Origin of the sequence: Beijerinckia indica subsp. indica ATCC 9039 (genome assembly GCF_000019845.1) — a bacterium.
Taxonomy (GTDB): domain Bacteria; phylum Pseudomonadota; class Alphaproteobacteria; order Rhizobiales; family Beijerinckiaceae; genus Beijerinckia; species Beijerinckia indica.
Genome location: NC_010581.1, coordinates 3,514,702 through 3,532,522, shown reverse-complemented (window position 1 = coordinate 3,532,522; position 17,821 = coordinate 3,514,702). Strand labels below are relative to the sequence as shown.

The window sequence follows — 17,821 nt, the reverse complement described above, 5'->3', positions numbered from 1 at the left end:
CCTGATTGCCGTTCCCACCCTATAGGCAACAGGCACTGGGAGGCGCGATGGCCGCTCCGCCCGAGAACCGTTTAGCGAAATATCTTATGCGTTCCCCGGAGGCAGGGGCACTTTATTGCCGGAAACAGAGGGGCGGGAACCGTCACCCGGTTTCGGATTTAATGAAGTTATCCTAAAGAGTTTGTTTAAGCTTGTCCACAACACCGAACCAAACGGTACGCCGCGCATTGACAGGCAATCTTGTCCCTCGGACCATGGAACGCCCGCTGGTCCTTGATGATTATCGAGGACCCGACGCCGCGTGTGAACGAGGATGAACAAGAGCTTGGAACCAGAATTCGGGCCATGAGATCGACGCATGCTATCCAACCGACCGAGCCCTCGACCTTTTTGCCGTGTGATATTGGCTGCGACGATGGGCAGCGGGATGCGAATGATCCATCCCGCATGGACAAACCAAAACGGGAGGAAACGGACATTGGCGCGACAGGACCGTCCGTGGCGTTGCCGCGTGAGCATCGGAGTCGCCGCGTGAGACCTTCTGATGATACCCTGGACTTCCAAGCGCTCTTCGAGACCTTGCCGATCCCTCTTATGGTTCTCGCTCCGGACCAGACCATTGTCGCGATGAACGGGGCCTATCGGAAGATCACGCGGCAAACGCCCGAGGTTTTGGGAAAGACGCTTGCCGGGATCTTTTGCATGGACGGATCGGTACGCGTTCTGATCGAGGCCTCGTTGGAACGCGTGCTTTCGGACAATGTGAAAGATGTCATGCCTCTCTTGCGCTTGCCGATCCATGTCGATGGCGCGCTCGAACGACGTTACTGGAGCTTCACGCATAGCCCGCTACGGGACGCTGACGGCAAGATTGCTTTCATTCTGCAAAATGCCCAGGACATGACGGCTGTCGCCACGACGCAATTCCCTTCCGCGTCCCTACCTATAGGGAGCGGAGTATGCCAAGACGGTTTCAACCCCGAAACGCCACTTGAAAGCCTGAACGAAAGCCTGCTCGCCGAAACCCATCATCTGCGTGGCCTCTTCATGCAGGCACCGAGTTTCATGTCCGTCCTGCGCGGGCCGGACCATCGTTTCGAGCTGGCCAACCTTGCCTCGCTCAAACTGGTGGGTAAACGAGACCTCGTCGGCAAGACCGTCGCGGACATTCTGCCTGAGATTGCAGATCAACATTATGTCGCGCTGCTCGATCATGTGTTCAAGACCGGCAAGGCTTTCCTCGGCCGCAGGATGAAAGTTCAGCTGCATGATGATGATGATTCTGAAGGACCATTGCATGACCATTATCTGGATTTCGTCTTGCAGCCCATTTTGGGGATCGAGGGCGAGGTCAATGGTATTTTCATTGTCGGCAATGACGTGACCGATCAGGTTCTGGCGGAAGATTACCAGGCGCTTCTGATTCGTGAACTGCATCACCGCGTGCGTAATACCCTTGCCATTGTGCAAGGAGTGATGAACACGACGGCGAAAAGCTCGGCCTCGATCGAGGATTTTCAAGCCGCCTTTGCTGGCCGCATCGCCTCGCTGGCGAAGACCCACGCGGCCATGACCGAGGAATTACAGCAATCGGTCGAGTTCCGGCATTTACTCGTCCAGGAACTGGAGCCTTATGGTCTTGATCGCGGTGGCCGGATCATGCTCTCCGGCCCGGCCGTCGATCTGCCTTCGCAAATCGGCGTGCCGCTCGGCATGGCCATTCATGAATTGACCACCAATGCTGTCAAACATGGCGCGCTGGTTCATGATGAGGGGCGGCTCAAGGTCACATGGTCCCTGACCAAGAAGGATGGCACCGACGCTTTGTCTTGCGATTGGGAGGAAAGCGACGGTCCTCTCGTTACACCGCCTTTGGCGCAGGGGTTCGGTTCCATGTTGCTGCAGCGTGTCCTTTCACAGCAGATCCGCGCCGAAGTGACAGCCGATTACGACCCCAAGGGTTTTCGGTTGCATCTCCTGATCCCGCTGGAGAGCGACGCATAATTGCGGTCACAACCGTCGAAATGTCAGCGTGAGATTATTGGCCGGCATTTGCGCCACCTCGGGCGCGCCAAAGCCATGCTCCTTTGCGCAAGCGGTGACGGATTCAAGATCGCGAATGCCCCATCGCGGATTTTCGCGACGCAAATCCGCATCGAAGCGCGCATTGCTTTCGCTTGTATGCTGGCCCTCGCGCTTATAGGGGCCATAGGTGAATAGAAATTGGCCAGGCGAGAGCAGTAAGGCCGCGCCCTTGAAAAGACCTTCGGTGGCTTCCCAGGGCGAAATATGGATCATATTGATGCACAGGATGGTGGTCGGGGCCCAGTTTCCCAGGGCGCTTATCCAATTTGGGGCCGTGGCGTCGAGGGCCAGGGGCGGCAGGACGTTGGGCACACCCGAAGCGGCGATCCAAGCTTCGATGCTCGCACGGGCCTTGGGATCCTGATCACTCGGCTGGATGATATAGTCTGGCAGGGCGCGGGCGAAATAGATGCAATGTTCGCCGGACCCGCTGGCGATTTCCAGCAAATGTCCCTGCGGCGGCAGATGGGCCTGGAGAATAGCGAGAATCGGATCGCGATTGCGCAACGCCGCTGGCGCGTGCAGCCGGGCATCGGGCACTTCCATCGTGTGATTCTCTCCAGTTTCTTTCGCCGGGGCATGACCGGCGTGGTGCCATCGATCATAAGCCATTGAGATCGAAGCAAAAGCCGTTCCCTCTCAAGAGGGGGCGTGAAGAATACTTTTATCAGGAAGCCCCTTGGCGTTTGCCGTCAAACTGGGCTAAAGTGCGCGCGTTGCACCCGTAGCTCAGCTGGATAGAGCGCTGCCCTCCGAAGGCAGAGGCCAGAGGTTCGAATCCTCTCGGGTGCGCCAGTCTCTCAACGAGACTGGCATTCTCCTTATCTCCGTTCTCAAAGAAAGAAGCAGCGCAGCTGGTTCGCCAAGCGGGGTTCTTGACCCCGTCGACCCTGACCACAGGGATGCTGGTCGCCGATGAGGCGCGGGGCGCCAGAGTTCGCCCTTCAGAATAGCTCTGCGACTGCCTATTTACCTTTAGCGGCGCAAGGCTCCACGAAAACCCACGTGCGTCACGCCCATGCCGGTGGGTGAGCCAGAGAATGCGGATTCCTCCGACGACATAAATGCGAAGAGGGCCAGCTAGGCCATAGGCTACCTGACGTTATCTGACAGGTATCGCCACATAGATTCTACTCTCGTCAATGTGTCGGCAGCACTGTCCCATAAGCGAAGGCAATGCGTCACCGGACCTATATCGTTACCGACGTCGTCGTGATCGCAACGACGCCAAGAATCTCGGTGTAGGGGGGCAGTCGCAATGGAGGGTTGCGGGCCGCTCCACCGTCACTTTGACCGTCTTGTCGTCCGCGATCGGGCGTTCCGGACATTGCTTGCCGGCCGGCTTTTCTTAGCGAGCGCACTGACGCTGACGCAGGCTTCGAATCTGAGGACTATGCTAGTCTGGCGGCATGATGGCTCTGACCTTTAGCGTCATCATCTCAGCCGAAGATCGCAAGAGTTTGTTGGCATTGCCGACTGTGCCGACCGTTCATGTTCAGCGGCTCGGATCATCCTCTTCTCTGGTGAAACACTGACCAGTCTTGCAAATCGCCCATCAGGCCTGGTCAGTCGGCCCGCTGTTGAGCATTGACACCTCAGCCATCTATCGCTTGCAAAATTTTTGCGACAAGGCCTTTAGAACTTGGCACTGATTGTCATGCCAACCTGACGTGGATCACCAAGGATTGCTGTCGCCACGGGCACCGCACTGGAGCTGCCAACAGAGATTTGCGCGTAATAAGTCGTGTTGGCGAGATTCTTCACCCAGAAGGCTACATCATAATTACCATCTTGTGTGCGGAAGCCGGCGTGGAGGCCGATGACACTATAGGCAGGCACGAGACCAAAAGGGTCATCATTGAGTGTGGAAAAGAACGATGAGCGATAGGTCAAATCTCCACCGATATAACCAATAATATCCTGGTCTGCATAATGCCCTATGGAATGCTTGTATTCCGCGCCAAGAAAGAGAGCGAAGCGAGAAACGCCGGTGAGAGGTTGGCCAGAAAGATCACAGGTCGATAGATAGGAATAGGCAAACGGACATTGCGCCTTGGGATAGGAAAGAAAGGTCGCATCATTATAGGTGGCCGAAAATGTCGCCGTCAGATCATCTGTAATTTGTGCATGGGAATCGATCTCAAAGCCGCGCGTCCTGATCCGCCCGACATTACCGATATAAGAGACATAACGGGATCCAATATAGGCATAGGTGGATGCTTGGTAATTATCGGCCAGTTGCAGAAACAAATTGGCATTGAGGCTGAGTCGGTGATCCAACCAATCGGTCTTGACACCGACTTCGTAGGAATCGACAGTTTCCGGCGCGACAACCGGACTAATCCCGGACGTTCCAGTCACAGGAGTGAGATTGAGTCCTGGGCCGATAAATCCATGCGCATAACTTGCGTAACCAAAAAGCTGGTCGTTGAAGCGGTAGGACAATTTGGCGGTGCCAGAAAAATTCCCGCTCTCAGCAAAGGCCGAATAGGCTGTGGTGGGTGCTAGATTATTCCGCAGACTCGCCGCGGAAGCTTGATAAGCAGCGGGCAGTTGCGCGATTGGAACCGCGTTGTTTCCCTGCCAGGCATTGTAGGTTCCGTTCTTGACATCGTCATTGTAACGCAGACCTGCCGTCAGGTCGAAATCTGGCAGGATATGAAAAGTGGCCTGACCAAAACCAGAATAGCTGTTCGTTGTCGAAGAAATATCGCCGAGGGACGTCAGGCCATTCAAGGCCGAGATGGGAGCGTTGGCACCAAGATACCAGGTACTCGCGGCCTGTCCCCAGGCATTGTACTGATGCTCTCGATTATGTTGCCAGAAATAGAAAAAGCCGAGCGTATAATCAAGATGACCGTCGAGCGCTCCTCCTTCAGGGGAGGCGAGACGGATTTCCTGGCTGACCTGTCGCTGGAACGTCGGCAGATTGGCCGCGGTCTGGATCGGCAGCCCCAGGGAGTCACCATCCAGTGAGGAGTTCCAGCCCCACCAGCGAAAGGCGGTGATCGAGGTCAAGCGGTGTGCGTCGAAGATCTTCGCATCGGCCTGAACCGAAATGCCGCCTGTGTTCATGACAAGGGTATGATCAGAATCAATCGGTGTCACACGGTCAGAAGGATTGGCAATCACAGCATTATAGTCTGGAAAACGTGCAGCTTTTTCATAATAACCGACGACACTTGATCCATTAGCAAGTGTTGTCGGCAAGGCTTGTTTGATAATGGAAAAGCCGCTTTCCTCTTTTTGTGCATTGTAATCTCCAATCACACGGACACGGAGATCTTCACTGGGTTCAAAAAGGATCTGTGCCTTGACACCTCCTGAATGAAGATCATTCCAATATTCGTGGTGAGTGGAATTATAGATATTGCCATTTCGGTTCGTGACATAGCCAGCAAGACGGAAAGCAAAATCACTATCCGCGATACGGCTGCTGACAGCGCCGCGAAATTGCGTATATCCCCAGTTTCCAACGGAAAAATCTGCCTTCATCGTCCGCGCGAAGGTCGGCAGCTCTGTGGAAATATTAATGGCTCCCGCAGTCGCATTTTTACCAAAGGCCGTCCCTTGCGGGCCACGCAGCACTTCGACGCCGCTGAGATCCCAGAGATCAAAAACGGTAATTGCGGGACGCGCATAATAAACGCCATCAATATAGATTCCGACACCCTGTTCCAGGCCTGAGTTCACGATACCGGTATTGCTGCCCAGGCCACGGATCGTTAATGTGGCATTGCGTGGATTGAAGCCTTGAATCTGGAGACTTGGCACTTGCGCCGCTATCTGGCGCAGATTGAAGACATGTGTCGCTTGGATTTGACTGGCCGAAATTGTTGTTATCGGTATCGGGACATTTTGGTTTTGATCAACTTGATTGGATCCAATGACTTGGACATCCTCGACCTGTAATTGCGCTCCGCTGGGCGTTGCTTGTGTGGAAGAAGCCTGTTGGGCTAATACGGATTGCGAGAGGCAAAGCCCTGTCCACAGATGACTTATTGCGAGGCAGTGGTTTAAGGAGCGCCTTGTTCCGTTAGGCCAATGGCGCCGCTCTGCCTTGATAGCAATCAGTTCCCGATTGACTTGGGCCAAAAGCTTGGATTGCGGGTCGTCATTATAGGATGTGTAGAGCGTTTTCATTGAGGTATTTTCGATTGCGGCTCGGGAATGCGTATCGGCAGCAAATGGTCATTTTACTCTGTGATCTTTTGCGACGAAAAGGATTGCCCTGTCCGATTGGAAGAAGCTGACAGAACGGAATTGAAGACTGGTGCTAGTGCCTTATCGATATCAGGCACACCATGCTCCAGTGTCACGACCCCGAGCCGGCGATAAATGTCGAACACAGCCGCAAGCTGATCAGACAGCGTGTGATCGAGGGTAATATCCCTTTTGAATAATGCGTAATGGCGTTGTGCGACGACATTCGCGACCTCGACAGGCAAGCCGGTTTCCTTGGCCCATACCTGCGCATAATCAGCGATATGTGTGCCGAGCCAAGTCCTGGCTTGACGGAAGCGGCCTAGAAAATTTTCAAGGAGCGCCTGTTTCTTATTGATGGCGTCAATATTGGCCGCCTCGATGACGAAGCCGGTTCGCGGCACCTCCGGCCCATCAACGAGGGGGCGCGCGCCATCCTGCATTTCGGCTAGGGTGAGGTAGGGATCCCAGATCGACCAGGCGTCGATCGCGCCGGTACTCAAGGCGGCCTTGGCCTCAGCCGGGCCGAGAAAGACGAATTTGACATCGCGTGGATCGATGCCGAAATGTTCCAGCGCAAGGAGCGCGAAATGATGACCGGCCGAACCACGGATCGTGCCAAGCAAATGGCCCTTGAGCTCTTGAGGTGATTTGATCTGCGAGTTTTTGGGGACGAGAATTGCCACGCCCGCACTTTTCTCGCCATCGGGTGCCGCCGCTGCAATCACCCGGATCGGCGCGCCGCTCGCATAGGCGAAAAGAAATGGTGCATCACCCAAAAGGCCCGCATCAATGGCACCCGCAGCCAAAGCCTCGGTCAGGGGAGCGGCGGCCGCAAAGACCCGCCATTCAAGACGATAAGGAATGTCATCAAGCACACCGGCCGCTTGCATCAAGGCATGCGTGCCGCCCTTTTGATCGCCGATTTTCAAAACGTCTGTGTCGTCGGCCCATACGGTCGATAGACTGGTAATCACATACAGAACCAGGGCGAGAAGGAGACCGAGACGCATGACAGGGGTACGTCGTGCGCAAAACACTGTTATGCGTCTCGTCATGATTGCCACCTTGGTGTGATGTTACAGATCGGCGTAGAGTTTCTCGTCCTGAATAAGGATGCGTTCGAGCAGGCGTGGAAAATCGCCATAATTGCGGACGGCATAATGGACACTCGCCCGATTATCCCAGAAGGCGATTGATCCCGGCCGCCAGCTGAAGCGAACCTGATGTTCCGGGCGGCGGTAAACGGCAGCGACTTCTTCCAGCAGGGCACGGCTCTCGGCTCGGTCGAGCCCGATAATCGTCGGATGCTGGCTGAAATTCACCCAGAGGATTTTCTCTCCGGTCTCGCGGTGAGTCCGCACGATCTTGTGGGCAACAATCGGATAATCATGGCCTGCGCACAGCAAGGCGTTGCGGAAATCATGTGTGACATGCAGGCCCTCGAGCCGCTCGCGAATGTCATCAGGCAGATTGCGGTAGGCAAGACCGGCATCCACCCAGATCGTGTCGCCGCCGACGTCCGGGAGAGTCACAGCACGCAGCACAGCGCCCCAGGTCGGCACCAAGCGCCAGCTCGTATCAGTATGATAGAATTCCTGAATTTCGTCCTTTGCGCGCACCGCCGCTTCTTTTTCATAGAGCTGAAAATCAACGGCGGCGATCCGATGGATGGAGGCGTCCACTCCCGTATCCGTTTGTTTGGTCGTCGGATGGGTGTACAGCGGACCGAACTGACGGGCGAAGGCGGCCTGTTGTTCACGGGTGATATGCTGGTCACGGAAGAACACGACTTTGTATTTGAGAATGGCCGCCTTGATCTCGTCGCGCAAAGCAGGCGTAAGGGGTTCACGCAGGTCGACGCCGGCGATCTCGGCGCCGATGGTGGGCTGCAAGGGGGAGATCGTGAGGGGGAACGAGGCTTCAGATTGCAGTTGGGCGACAGCGCTCATGTATTTCTCCTGCCTGGAAAGAAGGTGGATCCTCTTTCCAGGTCAGTTGAACGGATGAGCGAGGCCTTAACAATCGATAATTTCTATTGAAATTGTTTAGTTAATATAAAGGAAGTGAATACCAGGCGAAAAACGCTCGCGCGCACAAGGCCTTCGCTTCAGTTAGGGAGCTTCCAAGGTCGTGTTGCTTGGTCTATTGATGAGTTTTCCATATTCTTGGCTTTGGAAATTCGCGGTTTATCTGGCTTGGCCTTGTTGTAATTAAGTCTATCGATTTAGTGCATATATGGGATCGCTGAGACCCAGGACTTCACGACACAATGCGCTTTATGGCTTCGCTGCCGGTGCACCCTCTGCCTCGCTCGTCAAAGCCGTGACGACATTTCGTGGCCAGGCCTTTTGGGATTTTGGTTTCCAAGGGACGTTGGTGAAATGCTGCCCCCTGGTTGTTCTGACTCCCTGTTTCGATGGAAATTGACATGATTGTTGATACAGATGTTCTTGTCATCGGTGGCGGAATGGCAGCAGCCTGGGCGGCTATTTCGGCCGCGCGGGAAGGTGCCGATGTCGTTGTCGTGGACAAAGGCTTCGTCGGGACCAGTGGTGTTACAGCGACGGGCGGGCCGAACCATTGGTGGGTTCCTCCGGACGATGCACAGCGTGAATCCGCGGTCGAACGTCGATATGCAACGAGTTGCGGCCTTGCCGACAAGGGATGGATGGCGAGGATCATCGATATAACCTGGCAGACATTACCGCAGCTCGCTGGATATTACCGCTTTGCCACAGACAGCCGAGGTCAGCCTTATTATCCCGGTGTCAGGGGACCCGAATATTTACGAGCATTGCGTAATCTCGCCCTGGAGAGCGGCGTCCATATTTTCGATCAGCATCCGGCTCTTGAACTCCTGGTTCACAAGGATGGGTCCATTGCCGGTGCAGCAGGCTATGCGCGACTTGAAAGGCAACATTGGCAAATTCGCGCCGGAGCCGTGATTCTGGCGACGGGTGGCTGTGCTTTTCGTTCGGGTTTGATCGGCAGCTATACCAACACAGGCGATGGTCATTTGATGGCTGGCGAGGTCGGCGCCGAATTTTCTGGCATGGAATTCAACGTTGCCTATTCGATTTCTCCGGCCTGGATTTCAACACGCACGCTTCCGTATACAGGAGCACGCTATTACGATGTGTCCGGTCAGGAGCTTGATATTCCACCGTTCAGGTCAGGGACCGCTTATTTGAAGGCTCTCGCGAAAGCGTTTGCCGCAGGGCCTGTCTATGCGGATTTGCATGACGCTCCTGTCGATTTGAAATCGATACTGCGGCACATTCAGCCCGCAACCATCGCTCCTTTCGAGCGGAAGGGGATCAAGATCTTCGAGGATCGTTTCGAGGTGAAACTTTTTGGCGAAGGGACGGTGCGTGGGACGGGGGGATTGAAAATCACCGGGGCGCATTGCGAGACAAGTATTGCGGGACTTTATGCGGCGGGAGATACAGCGACGCGGGAGCTTATCGCTGGTGCGACAAGCGGCGGCGGTGCACAAAACGCCGCTTGGGCGTTAACATCGGGCATCCTGTCTGGCAAAGGTGCCGCACATTTGGCGCGTCGGTTAGGTCGCCGCTCCACTGAGACCATTAAGCCTGCGGGTGCAGCCGCGCTGCGTCCCTCTGGCACAGCCAAACCGATCGACATGCAGGCGATTGTTCAGCGCGTGCAAGATCAGGTCCTGCCATTGGAGCGTGCTCTTTGGCGCACATCCAAAGACCTGTCGAACACAAGCGTTCTTCTGGATGAGGCATGGCGTGAGATTATTGTGTATGGCCATGCTGAAGGTCTTGGGATCGTCGCTGCCCGTGAGACAGCGGCAATGACCTCGGTGGCGCGTTTATGTACCGCGGCCGCACTCGCACGCGAGGAAAGCCGCGGTATTCATTCGCGTGCTGACAGGACGGATACGGTTCCGGAATATACGAGCCGTTTGCTTGTTGGCGGTCTGGACTCGGATCATCTTTGGACGCGCTATGAAACAGATACGACAATGAAGGCTATTGCATGATCGTGCATATTTTCGAAGATCTCTGCACAGGCTGCAATGCATGCGTTGCAGCCTGTCCCACGCATGTTCTTGATCCGGCGGAAGCGGGCAGGGTTCCGCTCATAGCACGTCAGGACCAATGCCAGACCTGTTTCATGTGCGAGCTCTATTGCGAAAAGGACGCGATCTATGTCGGTCCAATCCAGCAGGGGCCAGAACCCGTCGACCCTGAATTGATCCGCAAATCCGGCCTGCTTGGTCAGCTTCGCCGCGATTATGAATGGGATGCCGGCCCAGATGATCCTGCTCCGCTCCGTGAATTCTGGCGGCTCGGTCCGCTTTTGATGGAGGGGGCACAGACCGCTGAGAAGCGTTATGAGGAACGCCACCCTGAATCGGCTGCATTGCCACCTCGCTAGGCGCTTGAACCCTGATTGAGAAGCGGCTGCGGTTCTTCAGCAAGCCGCACTGCGGTCGATCCGCATTGATGCCGCAAGCCCTTGGCACGGCCTTCAGCCCCTCATCTCACAACCATGACGACCGCAATAGGCTGGCGGCGCCGAAGAGAGAAGCGCGGTACTTGACGATCCGGCAGCCTTGCTTCAAGCGTCTAAAAAAGTCAAATAATATGACTATTCAGGCATTCTAAAACATGCCATAAGCATGGGGCCGACCGGCCCGGCAGAGGCATGGCGGCTCTATTCACCGGAGGAACGTCATGCTTCTCAAGGCATTGCTGCTTGTCAGCTTCATTGCCGGCGCGCTGCTTGCGACAGACGCCCGCGCTGCCGCCGACCTTGTCATCGGCATCTCACAGATCGATTTGGAATCGGGCGGGCGAGCCACCGAGACCTCCGTCTCGGCCCAAAAGCGCATCATCACTCTCAAAATCGCCGACACCTCATCTGCCGCCGAATCTGTCAGTGGCGCGGACCCTCTTCCTTTGTAGGCAGCCGACGCGTTTCGGGTTCGTGCGAGAGCGGGAGATGTGCCGCTTGCCACGACATCGCCTTCCAAAAGGCCAGGCTCGACCTCGAGGCGATCAGACATCCGTTCCGCAGGAGTTACAATATCATGACGTCCCCGCTCGTTGTCATTCCCAGTCGCAGAACCAACTCCAATAATGCGGAAGTGGCACGCATCATCGGCATCGACATCATTGCCAGCCGTTACAAGGAAGGCGCCAAACTGCCCGGAGACGCCGAACTCACCATGCTGTTCGGCATATCGCGTCCGGTCCTGCGCGAGAGTGTAAAAACCCTCGTCGCCAAGGGGCTGCTCAGCACGAAGGCCCGGGTGGGCACGGTGGTGCGTGAACGCGCCGCCTGGAACATGTTCGATCCTGACGTGCTGGCCTGGCATCTCGATGCCGGCATCGACGCCCGCTTCCTGCGCGATCTCTCCGAAATCCGGCTCGCTGTCGAGCCACGGGCGGCTGCTTTGGCCGCTGAGCGGCGGACCGACCAAGACATCGCCCTGATGCGCGCAATCATCACCAACATGTATGCAGCTGCTTCACGAGGGGCGGAAAATTTCGCGGAAGCAGATCTCGGTTTTCATCTTCTCATTGCGAATGCCTCCGGCAATCCGTTCATGCGCTCCATCGGTGCGGTCATCGAGGCGGCCTTGCGCGTGTCCTTTCGTCTCAGCGCTCCCCGCGATGAACGCGAATTTGAAATCTCCGTCGCCGCCCATGAGCGCATCGTCGACGCCATCGCTGAAAAGAATTCCGAGTCGGCAGCGGCTGCGATGACCAATGTCATTTTCTCAGGCCAGCGCCGCCACCGGGCAGCGGACTGAAGCAAACGGAAACAACATGAAAGACGACATTCCCCACAAGCCTCTGCGCAGTCAGGCCTGGTTCGGTCGGCAGGATAAAATGGGCTTCTATTACCGCTCCTTTCTGAAGAATAGCGGCTTCCCGCAGGACCAGTTCGACGGGCGCCCGGTCATCGGCATCTGCAACACCTGGTCCGAGCTCACACCCTGCAATGCCCATTTCCGCACCATTGCGGAGCATGTGCGCTACGGCGTGTTGGAAGCGGGTGGCTTTCCGCTGGAATTCCCGGTTTCCTCGCTCGGCGAAGTGACCATGCGCCCGACCGCAATGTTGTTCCGCAATCTTGCGTCAATGGATGTCGAGGAGGCGATCCGCGCGCATCCGCTTGACGGCGTCGTGCTGTTGATGGGTTGCGACAAAACCACCCCCGCGCTGCTGATGGGTGCCGCCTCGGCGGACATTCCGACCATTGGGGTTTCGGGCGGACCGCAGCTGCGCGGCGTCTATCGCGGTGAGATCATCGGCTCTGGAACTAACATCATTTCCATGAGCGAGCAGCTGCGGGCTGGCGAGATCACCCTCGCCGAGTTCCATGAAGCCGAAGCCGCGATGAACCGCTCTGCGGGCAGCTGCATGACCATGGGAACCGCCTCCACTATGGCCTCCATGGTGGAAGCTCTCGGCATCGGACTGCCCGAGAATGCCGCCATTCCCGCCGCCGACGCCCGCCGTAACCTCATCGCTCGCATGGCGGGACGGCGCATCGTTGACATGGTGCATGAGGATCTGAAGCCTTCGGACATCCTTACCCGTGCCGCCTTCGAGAACGCGATCCGAACGCTCGCTGCTATCGGCGGCTCCACCAATGCAGTGGTTCACCTCCTTGCTATTGCCGGGCGCATCGGCGTCGAGCTCACGCTCGATGATTTCGACCAGCTGGGTCGTGGCATTCACTGCCTCGTGGATCTCATGCCGTCCGGCCGTTTTCTGATGGAGGATTTCTATTATGCGGGTGGCCTGCCGGCCGTGCTGCGCACGCTGGGCGAGCGTGGCCTCCTCCATCGTGATGCACGGACGGTCAATGGGCAAAGCATTTGGGAGAATGTCGCGAATGCGCCCTGTTGGAACAATGAGGTGATCACACCCTTCGACAAAGCGTTCAAGGCTGACGCAGGCATCGCCATCCTCAAGGGTAACCTTGCGCCCGACGGAGCGGTGATCAAGCCTTCCGCTGCCTCCCCCGAACTGATGAGCCACACCGGCCGCGCCGTGGTTTTTGAGAATGTGGAAGAGATGCATCATGCGGTGAACGACGAGACGCTCGACATCGACGCCTCCTGCATTATGGTGCTCAAGAACTGCGGACCGAAGGGCTATCCAGGCATGGCCGAGGTCGGCAACATGCCGCTGCCGGCCAAGCTGCTGCGTCAAGGTGTGCGCGATATGATCCGTATCTCGGATGCGCGTATGTCGGGCACTGCTTATGGCACAGTAGTGTTGCATGTCGCACCGGAGGCCACGGCCGGCGGCCCCTTGGCCTTGGTCCGCAACGGCGATCTGATCACCCTCGACGTACCGGCTCGCTCGCTCCACCTGCATGTGAGCCAGGAAGAGCTCGCCGCGCGCCGCGCCGTGTGGAAGCCACCCGTTCCTCACGCCGATCGCGGCTACGCCCGCCTCTATATCGACCACGTGCTGCAGGCCGATCGCGGCGCCGATTTCGATTTCCTCGTCGGGCGTTCCGGCGCGCCCGTGCCGCGCGACAATCATTGAGGGTCATCAATGTCCACCTCTCCCTTGAAGCGCCCCCATCGCGGTGTCTTTCCCGTCGCTCCGACAGTGTTCGACGCCAATGGAGCTCTCGATCTCGATGGCCAGAAGCGCGCCATCGATTTCATGATCGATGCCGGCTCCAATGGACTCTGCATTCTCGCCAATTTCTCCGAGCAATTCGTGCTGACCGACGCCGAGCGCGAGGCGGTGACTGTCACCGTGCTGGAGCATGTGGCCGGCCGCGTGCCGGTCATCGTCACTACGACGCATTTCGCTACCGCGGTCTGCGCCGAGCGCTCGCGCCGGGCGCAGAATGCCGGTGCAGCCATGGTCATGATCATGCCGCCCTATCACGGCGCTACCTTCCGCGTGCCCGAGGCCGCCATCTTCGATTTCTATCGCGCCGTCTCCGATGCCGTGTCGATTCCGATCATGGTGCAGGACGCGCCGGTGGCCGGGACACCGCTCCCGGTGCCGTTCCTCGCGCACATGGCACGAGAGATCGAGAATCTCGCCTATTTCAAGATCGAGGTCCCGCAGGCAGCGGCCAAGCTCAGGGCGCTGATCGCGGAAGGCGGCGACGCCATAGAAGGGCCATGGGATGGCGAAGAGGCGATCACGCTGATGGCAGACCTCGACGCCGGTGCGACCGGAGCGATGACTGGCGGCGGTTATCCCGATGGCATCCGCCAAATCACTGACGCTTATTTCGCCGGCGACCGGGAAGCGGCGATGGATGCTTATCAGCGCTGGCTGCCCCTCATTAATTACGAGAACCGCCAGTGCGGTCTTTCGGCCTGCAAGGCGCTCATGAAAGAAGGCGGTGTCATCGCCCACGACACCGTGCGGGCACCCCTGCAGCCGCCGCATCCCGCCATCCGTGCCGGCCTCATCGAGATCGCGCAAAGGCTCAACCCACTCGTCTTGCAATGGGGCAGGTGAGGGCGGCGACGCTCCCAGGCACATACAACGACAATAAACAAAATCATGGCCAGGACAATCACGGCCAAAGGGGAAGGAAATGTCAGAGACAATCGTCAATCATGTTTCAAGATCGTCTTCCCGATCGCAGCTTCGCCCTGCAGCCATGGCGTCCGGTGCTCATTCCTCGGAAGAACGGCAGATCATCGGGCTCATCAGCCGGAAGTTGCTGCCTTTTCTGGCGGTGATCTACATTGTTGCTTACGTGGATCGGGCGGTGCTCGGCTTCGCCAAGCTGCATATGAATGCGGATGTGGGCATTGGAGATGCTGCCTACGGCCTTGGCGCGGGGTTGTTCTTCGTCGGCTACTTCCTGTGCGAAGTCCCGAGCAATCTCGCCTTGGAGCGTTTTGGTCCCCGGCTTTGGTTCGCCCGTATTCTCGCGACCTGGGGCCTCATCACGATCGCCATGTCGCTCATTTCCGGCCCGCTGTCTTTCTATATTTTGCGCTTCCTTCTAGGCGCGGCGGAGGCTGGCCTCTATCCGGGTATCCTCTACGTCCTCACCAAATGGTTCCCGCTGCGCCACAGGGCGCGGATCATCGGCCTTCTGGTGCTGGCCCAGCCCATTGCGCTGATCGTGACCGGACCCATCGCCGGGCTGATCCTTTCCACTCCGGGCGCCTTCGGGCTGAGCAACTGGCAGGTCCTGTTCATCGTCTGCGGACTGCCCGCGATGCTCCTGGCGCTGCCGACATTATGGATCCTGCCCGCGTCGCCGCGTCATGCCCGCTGGCTTACGCCGCACCAATTGTCCTGGATCGAAAGGGAGCTCGCCGCGGAGAAAACCACCTTGAAGCTCGAGTCCCACAGCAATCCGCTCCGGGCCATCACCGACAGGAGGGTTCTGCTTCTTGCCCTTCTGTTCCTGCCGTTCCCGCTCGCCATCTATGGTCTGTCACTGTGGCTGCCGACCATCATCAAGCAGTTCGGCGTCAGCGACCTTGCAATTGGCTTCCTGTCGACGGTCCCCTATCTGTTTGCGGTCGCGGGCTTGTGCATCATTCCCGCCCATTCCGATGCCCGCGGTGAGCGTCACTGGCACATTGTCGTCGTCGCGGCTCTGGCAGCCGTGACCCTTGCCGCCAGTGCTTTTGTTGAGACGCCGGCGCTGCAACTGCTCTTCCTGTCTTTGGCGGCCTTCTGCATCTATCCGATCCAGGCCGTGATCTGGACGCTGCCCGGTGTCTTCCTCACCGGCGCGAGTGCCGCGGTGGGTATCGCCACCATCAACTCCCTCGCCAATCTTGGCGGCTACATCGGGCCCTATGGCATTGGCCTCTTGAAGGACGCGACAGGCAGCACCGCCGCGGGCCTCTATTTTCTCGCGGCCGTGCTGTTGTTCGGCGTGTTCATGGCCTTCGTCGTGCGCGCTTCGCTAGACAAAACACAGGCCCTTAAATCAAGGAGATAAGACCTATGGCGATAAAAGGAGAGAGCCTGATCGGGAGCCGCGACGTGTCGACAGTACAGACCTTCCACGCCGTCAATCCCGCGACCGGCCTCACGATCGAGCCGCCCTTCGCCGAAGCAGGAGAGGCGGACGTCGAGGCCGCCGCGCAACTCGCAGCGGAAGCCTTCCCGATCTTCCGCGAGACCACGCCATCGGCGCGCGCGGCTTTCCTTGAGGCTATCGCCGATGCGATCGAGGCGATCGGGGATGAGCTGATCGACCGTGCCATGCAGGAAACCGGGCTGCCTAAGGCTCGCCTCACCGGCGAGCGCGGGCGGACCACGGGGCAACTCCGGCTATTCAGCACGGTTCTTCGGCGCGGCGACTGGGTCGATGCGCGCATCGATCCCGCTTTGCCCAAACGCGAACCTTTGCCGCGCTCCGACCTTCGAATGCGACAGATCGGCGTCGGTCCGGTGGCCGTCTTCGGCGCAAGCAACTTCCCGCTTGCCTTCTCGGTGGCAGGGGGTGACACGGCTTCGGCGCTGGCCGCTGGCTGCCCGGTGGTGGTGAAAGGCCATCCCGCTCATCCCGGCACTTCGGAACTGGTCGGCCGCGCCGTAAGATCGGCTGTAGAGGCCTCGGGCCTACCGGAAGGCGTCTTCTCCCTGCTTTCGGGCACCAGCCATACACTCGGAACCTCGTTGGTCGCGGATCCGCGCATCATGGCCGTCGGCTTTACGGGCTCAAGGGGCGGCGGCCTTGCGCTCTCGCGTATTGCCGCGCAGCGCCCGGTGCCGATCCCGGTCTATGCGGAGATGAGCAGCATCAATCCTGTGTTTCTGCTGCCCGGCGCGCTCGCTGCAAGAGCCGATCAACTCGGCACCGCCTTCGTCGGATCCCTTACGCTGGGGGCGGGCCAATTCTGTACCAATCCCGGCGTGGCGATCGGCATCGCCGGCGTGGATTTCGACCGTTTCATCGCCGCTGCCGCTGTGGCTTTGGGAGGAGCCCCCGCAGCCGCTATGCTGACACCCGGCATCGCTGACGCCTATCAGCGGGGCGTTGACGCGCTGGCTGCTCAAGCGGCGGTGGAGGAACTGGCCCGGGGCACTGTTCCGAATGGCCCCAACGCTTGCAGGCCGGCCCTGTTCACGACCGACGCCAAAGCCTTCTGCGCCACATCCGAGTTGTCACATGAAGTCTTCGGCGCCTCATCGCTGATCGTGCGCTGCGCCGATAAGGAAGAGATGCAAGCCGTCGCCCGTGCGCTCGAAGGACAACTCACGGCGACTCTTCATCTCGAATCTGGCGACGAAACGCTTGCTCGCACACTTTTGCCAGTACTGGACGAAAAAGCGGGACGCATTCTCGCCAATGGCTGGCCCACAGGCGTGGAAGTCTGTGATGCCATGGTGCATGGGGGGCCGTTCCCAGCCACGTCCGATCCGCGAACGACATCGGTGGGGACGCTGGCCATTCGCCGCTTCCTGAGACCTGTCTGTTACCAGGACCTGCCACCGGCCTTGCTGCCGCCAGCCCTGCAGCCCGACAATCCTCTTGGCTTGCCCCGGCTTGTCAATGGAAAGACCGAGCTCGGAGGGGCGCCATGATT

At 58.2% G+C, this 17,821-nt stretch carries 13 protein-coding genes and 1 tRNA gene; 10 read left to right on the top strand and 4 right to left on the bottom strand.

Annotation, left to right across the window (positions count from 1 at the left end; all coding sequences use genetic code 11):
* Positions 1-447: 447 nt before the first annotated feature.
* Positions 448-2,004 (top strand): HWE histidine kinase domain-containing protein, encoded by a 1,557-nt coding sequence (locus tag BIND_RS15655; RefSeq protein WP_081433829.1) that lies wholly within the window; start codon positions 448-450, stop codon positions 2,002-2,004.
* 6 nt (positions 2,005-2,010) lie between these two features.
* Here BIND_RS15655 and BIND_RS15650 read toward each other — a convergent pair whose 3' ends face one another.
* Entirely contained in the window at positions 2,011-2,631 is a 621-nt protein-coding gene (locus BIND_RS15650) for a DUF938 domain-containing protein (RefSeq protein ID WP_012385998.1), read from the bottom strand.
* A gap of 172 nt (positions 2,632-2,803) precedes the next feature.
* Between BIND_RS15650 and BIND_RS15645 the strand changes: the two genes are divergently transcribed.
* Positions 2,804-2,880, top strand: a tRNA-Arg gene (locus tag BIND_RS15645).
* Positions 2,881-3,720: 840 nt separating this feature from the next.
* On the opposite strand, the gene BIND_RS15640 is transcribed toward BIND_RS15645, so the two are convergent.
* Genes BIND_RS15640 through BIND_RS15630 form a run of 3 tightly spaced genes read right to left on the bottom strand, consistent with a single transcriptional unit; the run spans position 3,721 to position 8,240 of the window.
* Positions 3,721-6,228: a TonB-dependent receptor gene (locus BIND_RS15640; RefSeq protein WP_012385997.1), complete on the bottom strand. Its 2,508-nt coding sequence runs from the start codon at positions 6,226-6,228 to the stop codon at positions 3,721-3,723.
* Between the two features lie 53 nt (positions 6,229-6,281).
* Positions 6,282-7,346, bottom strand: a complete 1,065-nt coding sequence (locus tag BIND_RS15635; protein WP_012385996.1) for an ABC transporter substrate-binding protein — start codon at positions 7,344-7,346, stop codon at positions 6,282-6,284.
* 21 nt (positions 7,347-7,367) lie between these two features.
* The gene (locus BIND_RS15630) at positions 7,368-8,240 is read right to left on the bottom strand and encodes a TauD/TfdA dioxygenase family protein (RefSeq protein WP_012385995.1); all 873 of its coding nucleotides are present in this window, start codon (positions 8,238-8,240) and stop codon (positions 7,368-7,370) included.
* A 479-nt stretch (positions 8,241-8,719) separates the two neighbouring features.
* Between BIND_RS15630 and BIND_RS15625 the strand changes: the two genes are divergently transcribed.
* From BIND_RS15625 to BIND_RS15590, 8 genes are all read left to right on the top strand, one after another.
* A complete protein-coding gene (locus tag BIND_RS15625; RefSeq protein ID WP_012385994.1) occupies positions 8,720-10,300 on the top strand; it encodes an FAD-dependent oxidoreductase in 1,581 nt (526 codons plus the stop codon).
* Positions 10,297-10,698: a 4Fe-4S dicluster domain-containing protein gene (locus BIND_RS15620; RefSeq protein WP_012385993.1), complete on the top strand. Its 402-nt coding sequence runs from the start codon at positions 10,297-10,299 to the stop codon at positions 10,696-10,698. The genes BIND_RS15625 and BIND_RS15620 overlap by 4 nt, the downstream gene beginning before the upstream one ends.
* 299 nt (positions 10,699-10,997) lie before the next feature.
* Entirely contained in the window at positions 10,998-11,228 is a 231-nt protein-coding gene (locus tag BIND_RS21740) for a sugar ABC transporter substrate-binding protein (protein WP_012385992.1), read from the top strand.
* 125 nt (positions 11,229-11,353) lie between these two features.
* Positions 11,354-12,079, top strand: a complete 726-nt coding sequence (locus BIND_RS15610; RefSeq protein WP_012385991.1) for a FadR/GntR family transcriptional regulator — start codon at positions 11,354-11,356, stop codon at positions 12,077-12,079.
* A gap of 16 nt (positions 12,080-12,095) precedes the next feature.
* Entirely contained in the window at positions 12,096-13,832 is a 1,737-nt protein-coding gene (locus BIND_RS15605; protein WP_012385990.1) for an IlvD/Edd family dehydratase, read from the top strand.
* Between the two features lie 9 nt (positions 13,833-13,841).
* Positions 13,842-14,774: a dihydrodipicolinate synthase family protein gene (locus BIND_RS15600; RefSeq protein ID WP_012385989.1), complete on the top strand. Its 933-nt coding sequence runs from the start codon at positions 13,842-13,844 to the stop codon at positions 14,772-14,774.
* A 79-nt stretch (positions 14,775-14,853) separates the two neighbouring features.
* Complete coding sequence (locus BIND_RS15595) at positions 14,854-16,227, top strand: MFS transporter (protein WP_012385988.1); 1,374 nt, start codon at positions 14,854-14,856, stop codon at positions 16,225-16,227.
* A 5-nt stretch (positions 16,228-16,232) separates the two neighbouring features.
* Positions 16,233-17,819 (top strand): aldehyde dehydrogenase (NADP(+)), encoded by a 1,587-nt coding sequence (locus BIND_RS15590; protein WP_012385987.1) that lies wholly within the window; start codon positions 16,233-16,235, stop codon positions 17,817-17,819.
* Positions 17,820-17,821: the final 2 nt, after the last annotated feature.

Bases quoted from the DNA above. Each gene is read 5' to 3' on its own strand.
- BIND_RS15655 (WP_081433829.1), top strand. From the start codon at position 448: ATGGACAAACCAAAACGGGAGGAAACGGACATTGGCGCGACAGGACCG.
- BIND_RS15650 (WP_012385998.1), bottom strand. From the start codon at position 2,631: ATGGAAGTGCCCGATGCCCGGCTGCACGCGCCAGCGGCGTTGCGCAAT.
- BIND_RS15640 (WP_012385997.1), bottom strand. From the start codon at position 6,228: ATGAAAACGCTCTACACATCCTATAATGACGACCCGCAATCCAAGCTT.
- BIND_RS15635 (WP_012385996.1), bottom strand. From the start codon at position 7,346: ATGACGAGACGCATAACAGTGTTTTGCGCACGACGTACCCCTGTCATG.
- BIND_RS15630 (WP_012385995.1), bottom strand. From the start codon at position 8,240: ATGAGCGCTGTCGCCCAACTGCAATCTGAAGCCTCGTTCCCCCTCACG.
- BIND_RS15625 (WP_012385994.1), top strand. From the start codon at position 8,720: ATGATTGTTGATACAGATGTTCTTGTCATCGGTGGCGGAATGGCAGCA.
- BIND_RS15620 (WP_012385993.1), top strand. From the start codon at position 10,297: ATGATCGTGCATATTTTCGAAGATCTCTGCACAGGCTGCAATGCATGC.
- BIND_RS21740 (WP_012385992.1), top strand. From the start codon at position 10,998: ATGCTTCTCAAGGCATTGCTGCTTGTCAGCTTCATTGCCGGCGCGCTG.
- BIND_RS15610 (WP_012385991.1), top strand. From the start codon at position 11,354: ATGACGTCCCCGCTCGTTGTCATTCCCAGTCGCAGAACCAACTCCAAT.
- BIND_RS15605 (WP_012385990.1), top strand. From the start codon at position 12,096: ATGAAAGACGACATTCCCCACAAGCCTCTGCGCAGTCAGGCCTGGTTC.
- BIND_RS15600 (WP_012385989.1), top strand. From the start codon at position 13,842: ATGTCCACCTCTCCCTTGAAGCGCCCCCATCGCGGTGTCTTTCCCGTC.
- BIND_RS15595 (WP_012385988.1), top strand. From the start codon at position 14,854: ATGTCAGAGACAATCGTCAATCATGTTTCAAGATCGTCTTCCCGATCG.
- BIND_RS15590 (WP_012385987.1), top strand. From the start codon at position 16,233: ATGGCGATAAAAGGAGAGAGCCTGATCGGGAGCCGCGACGTGTCGACA.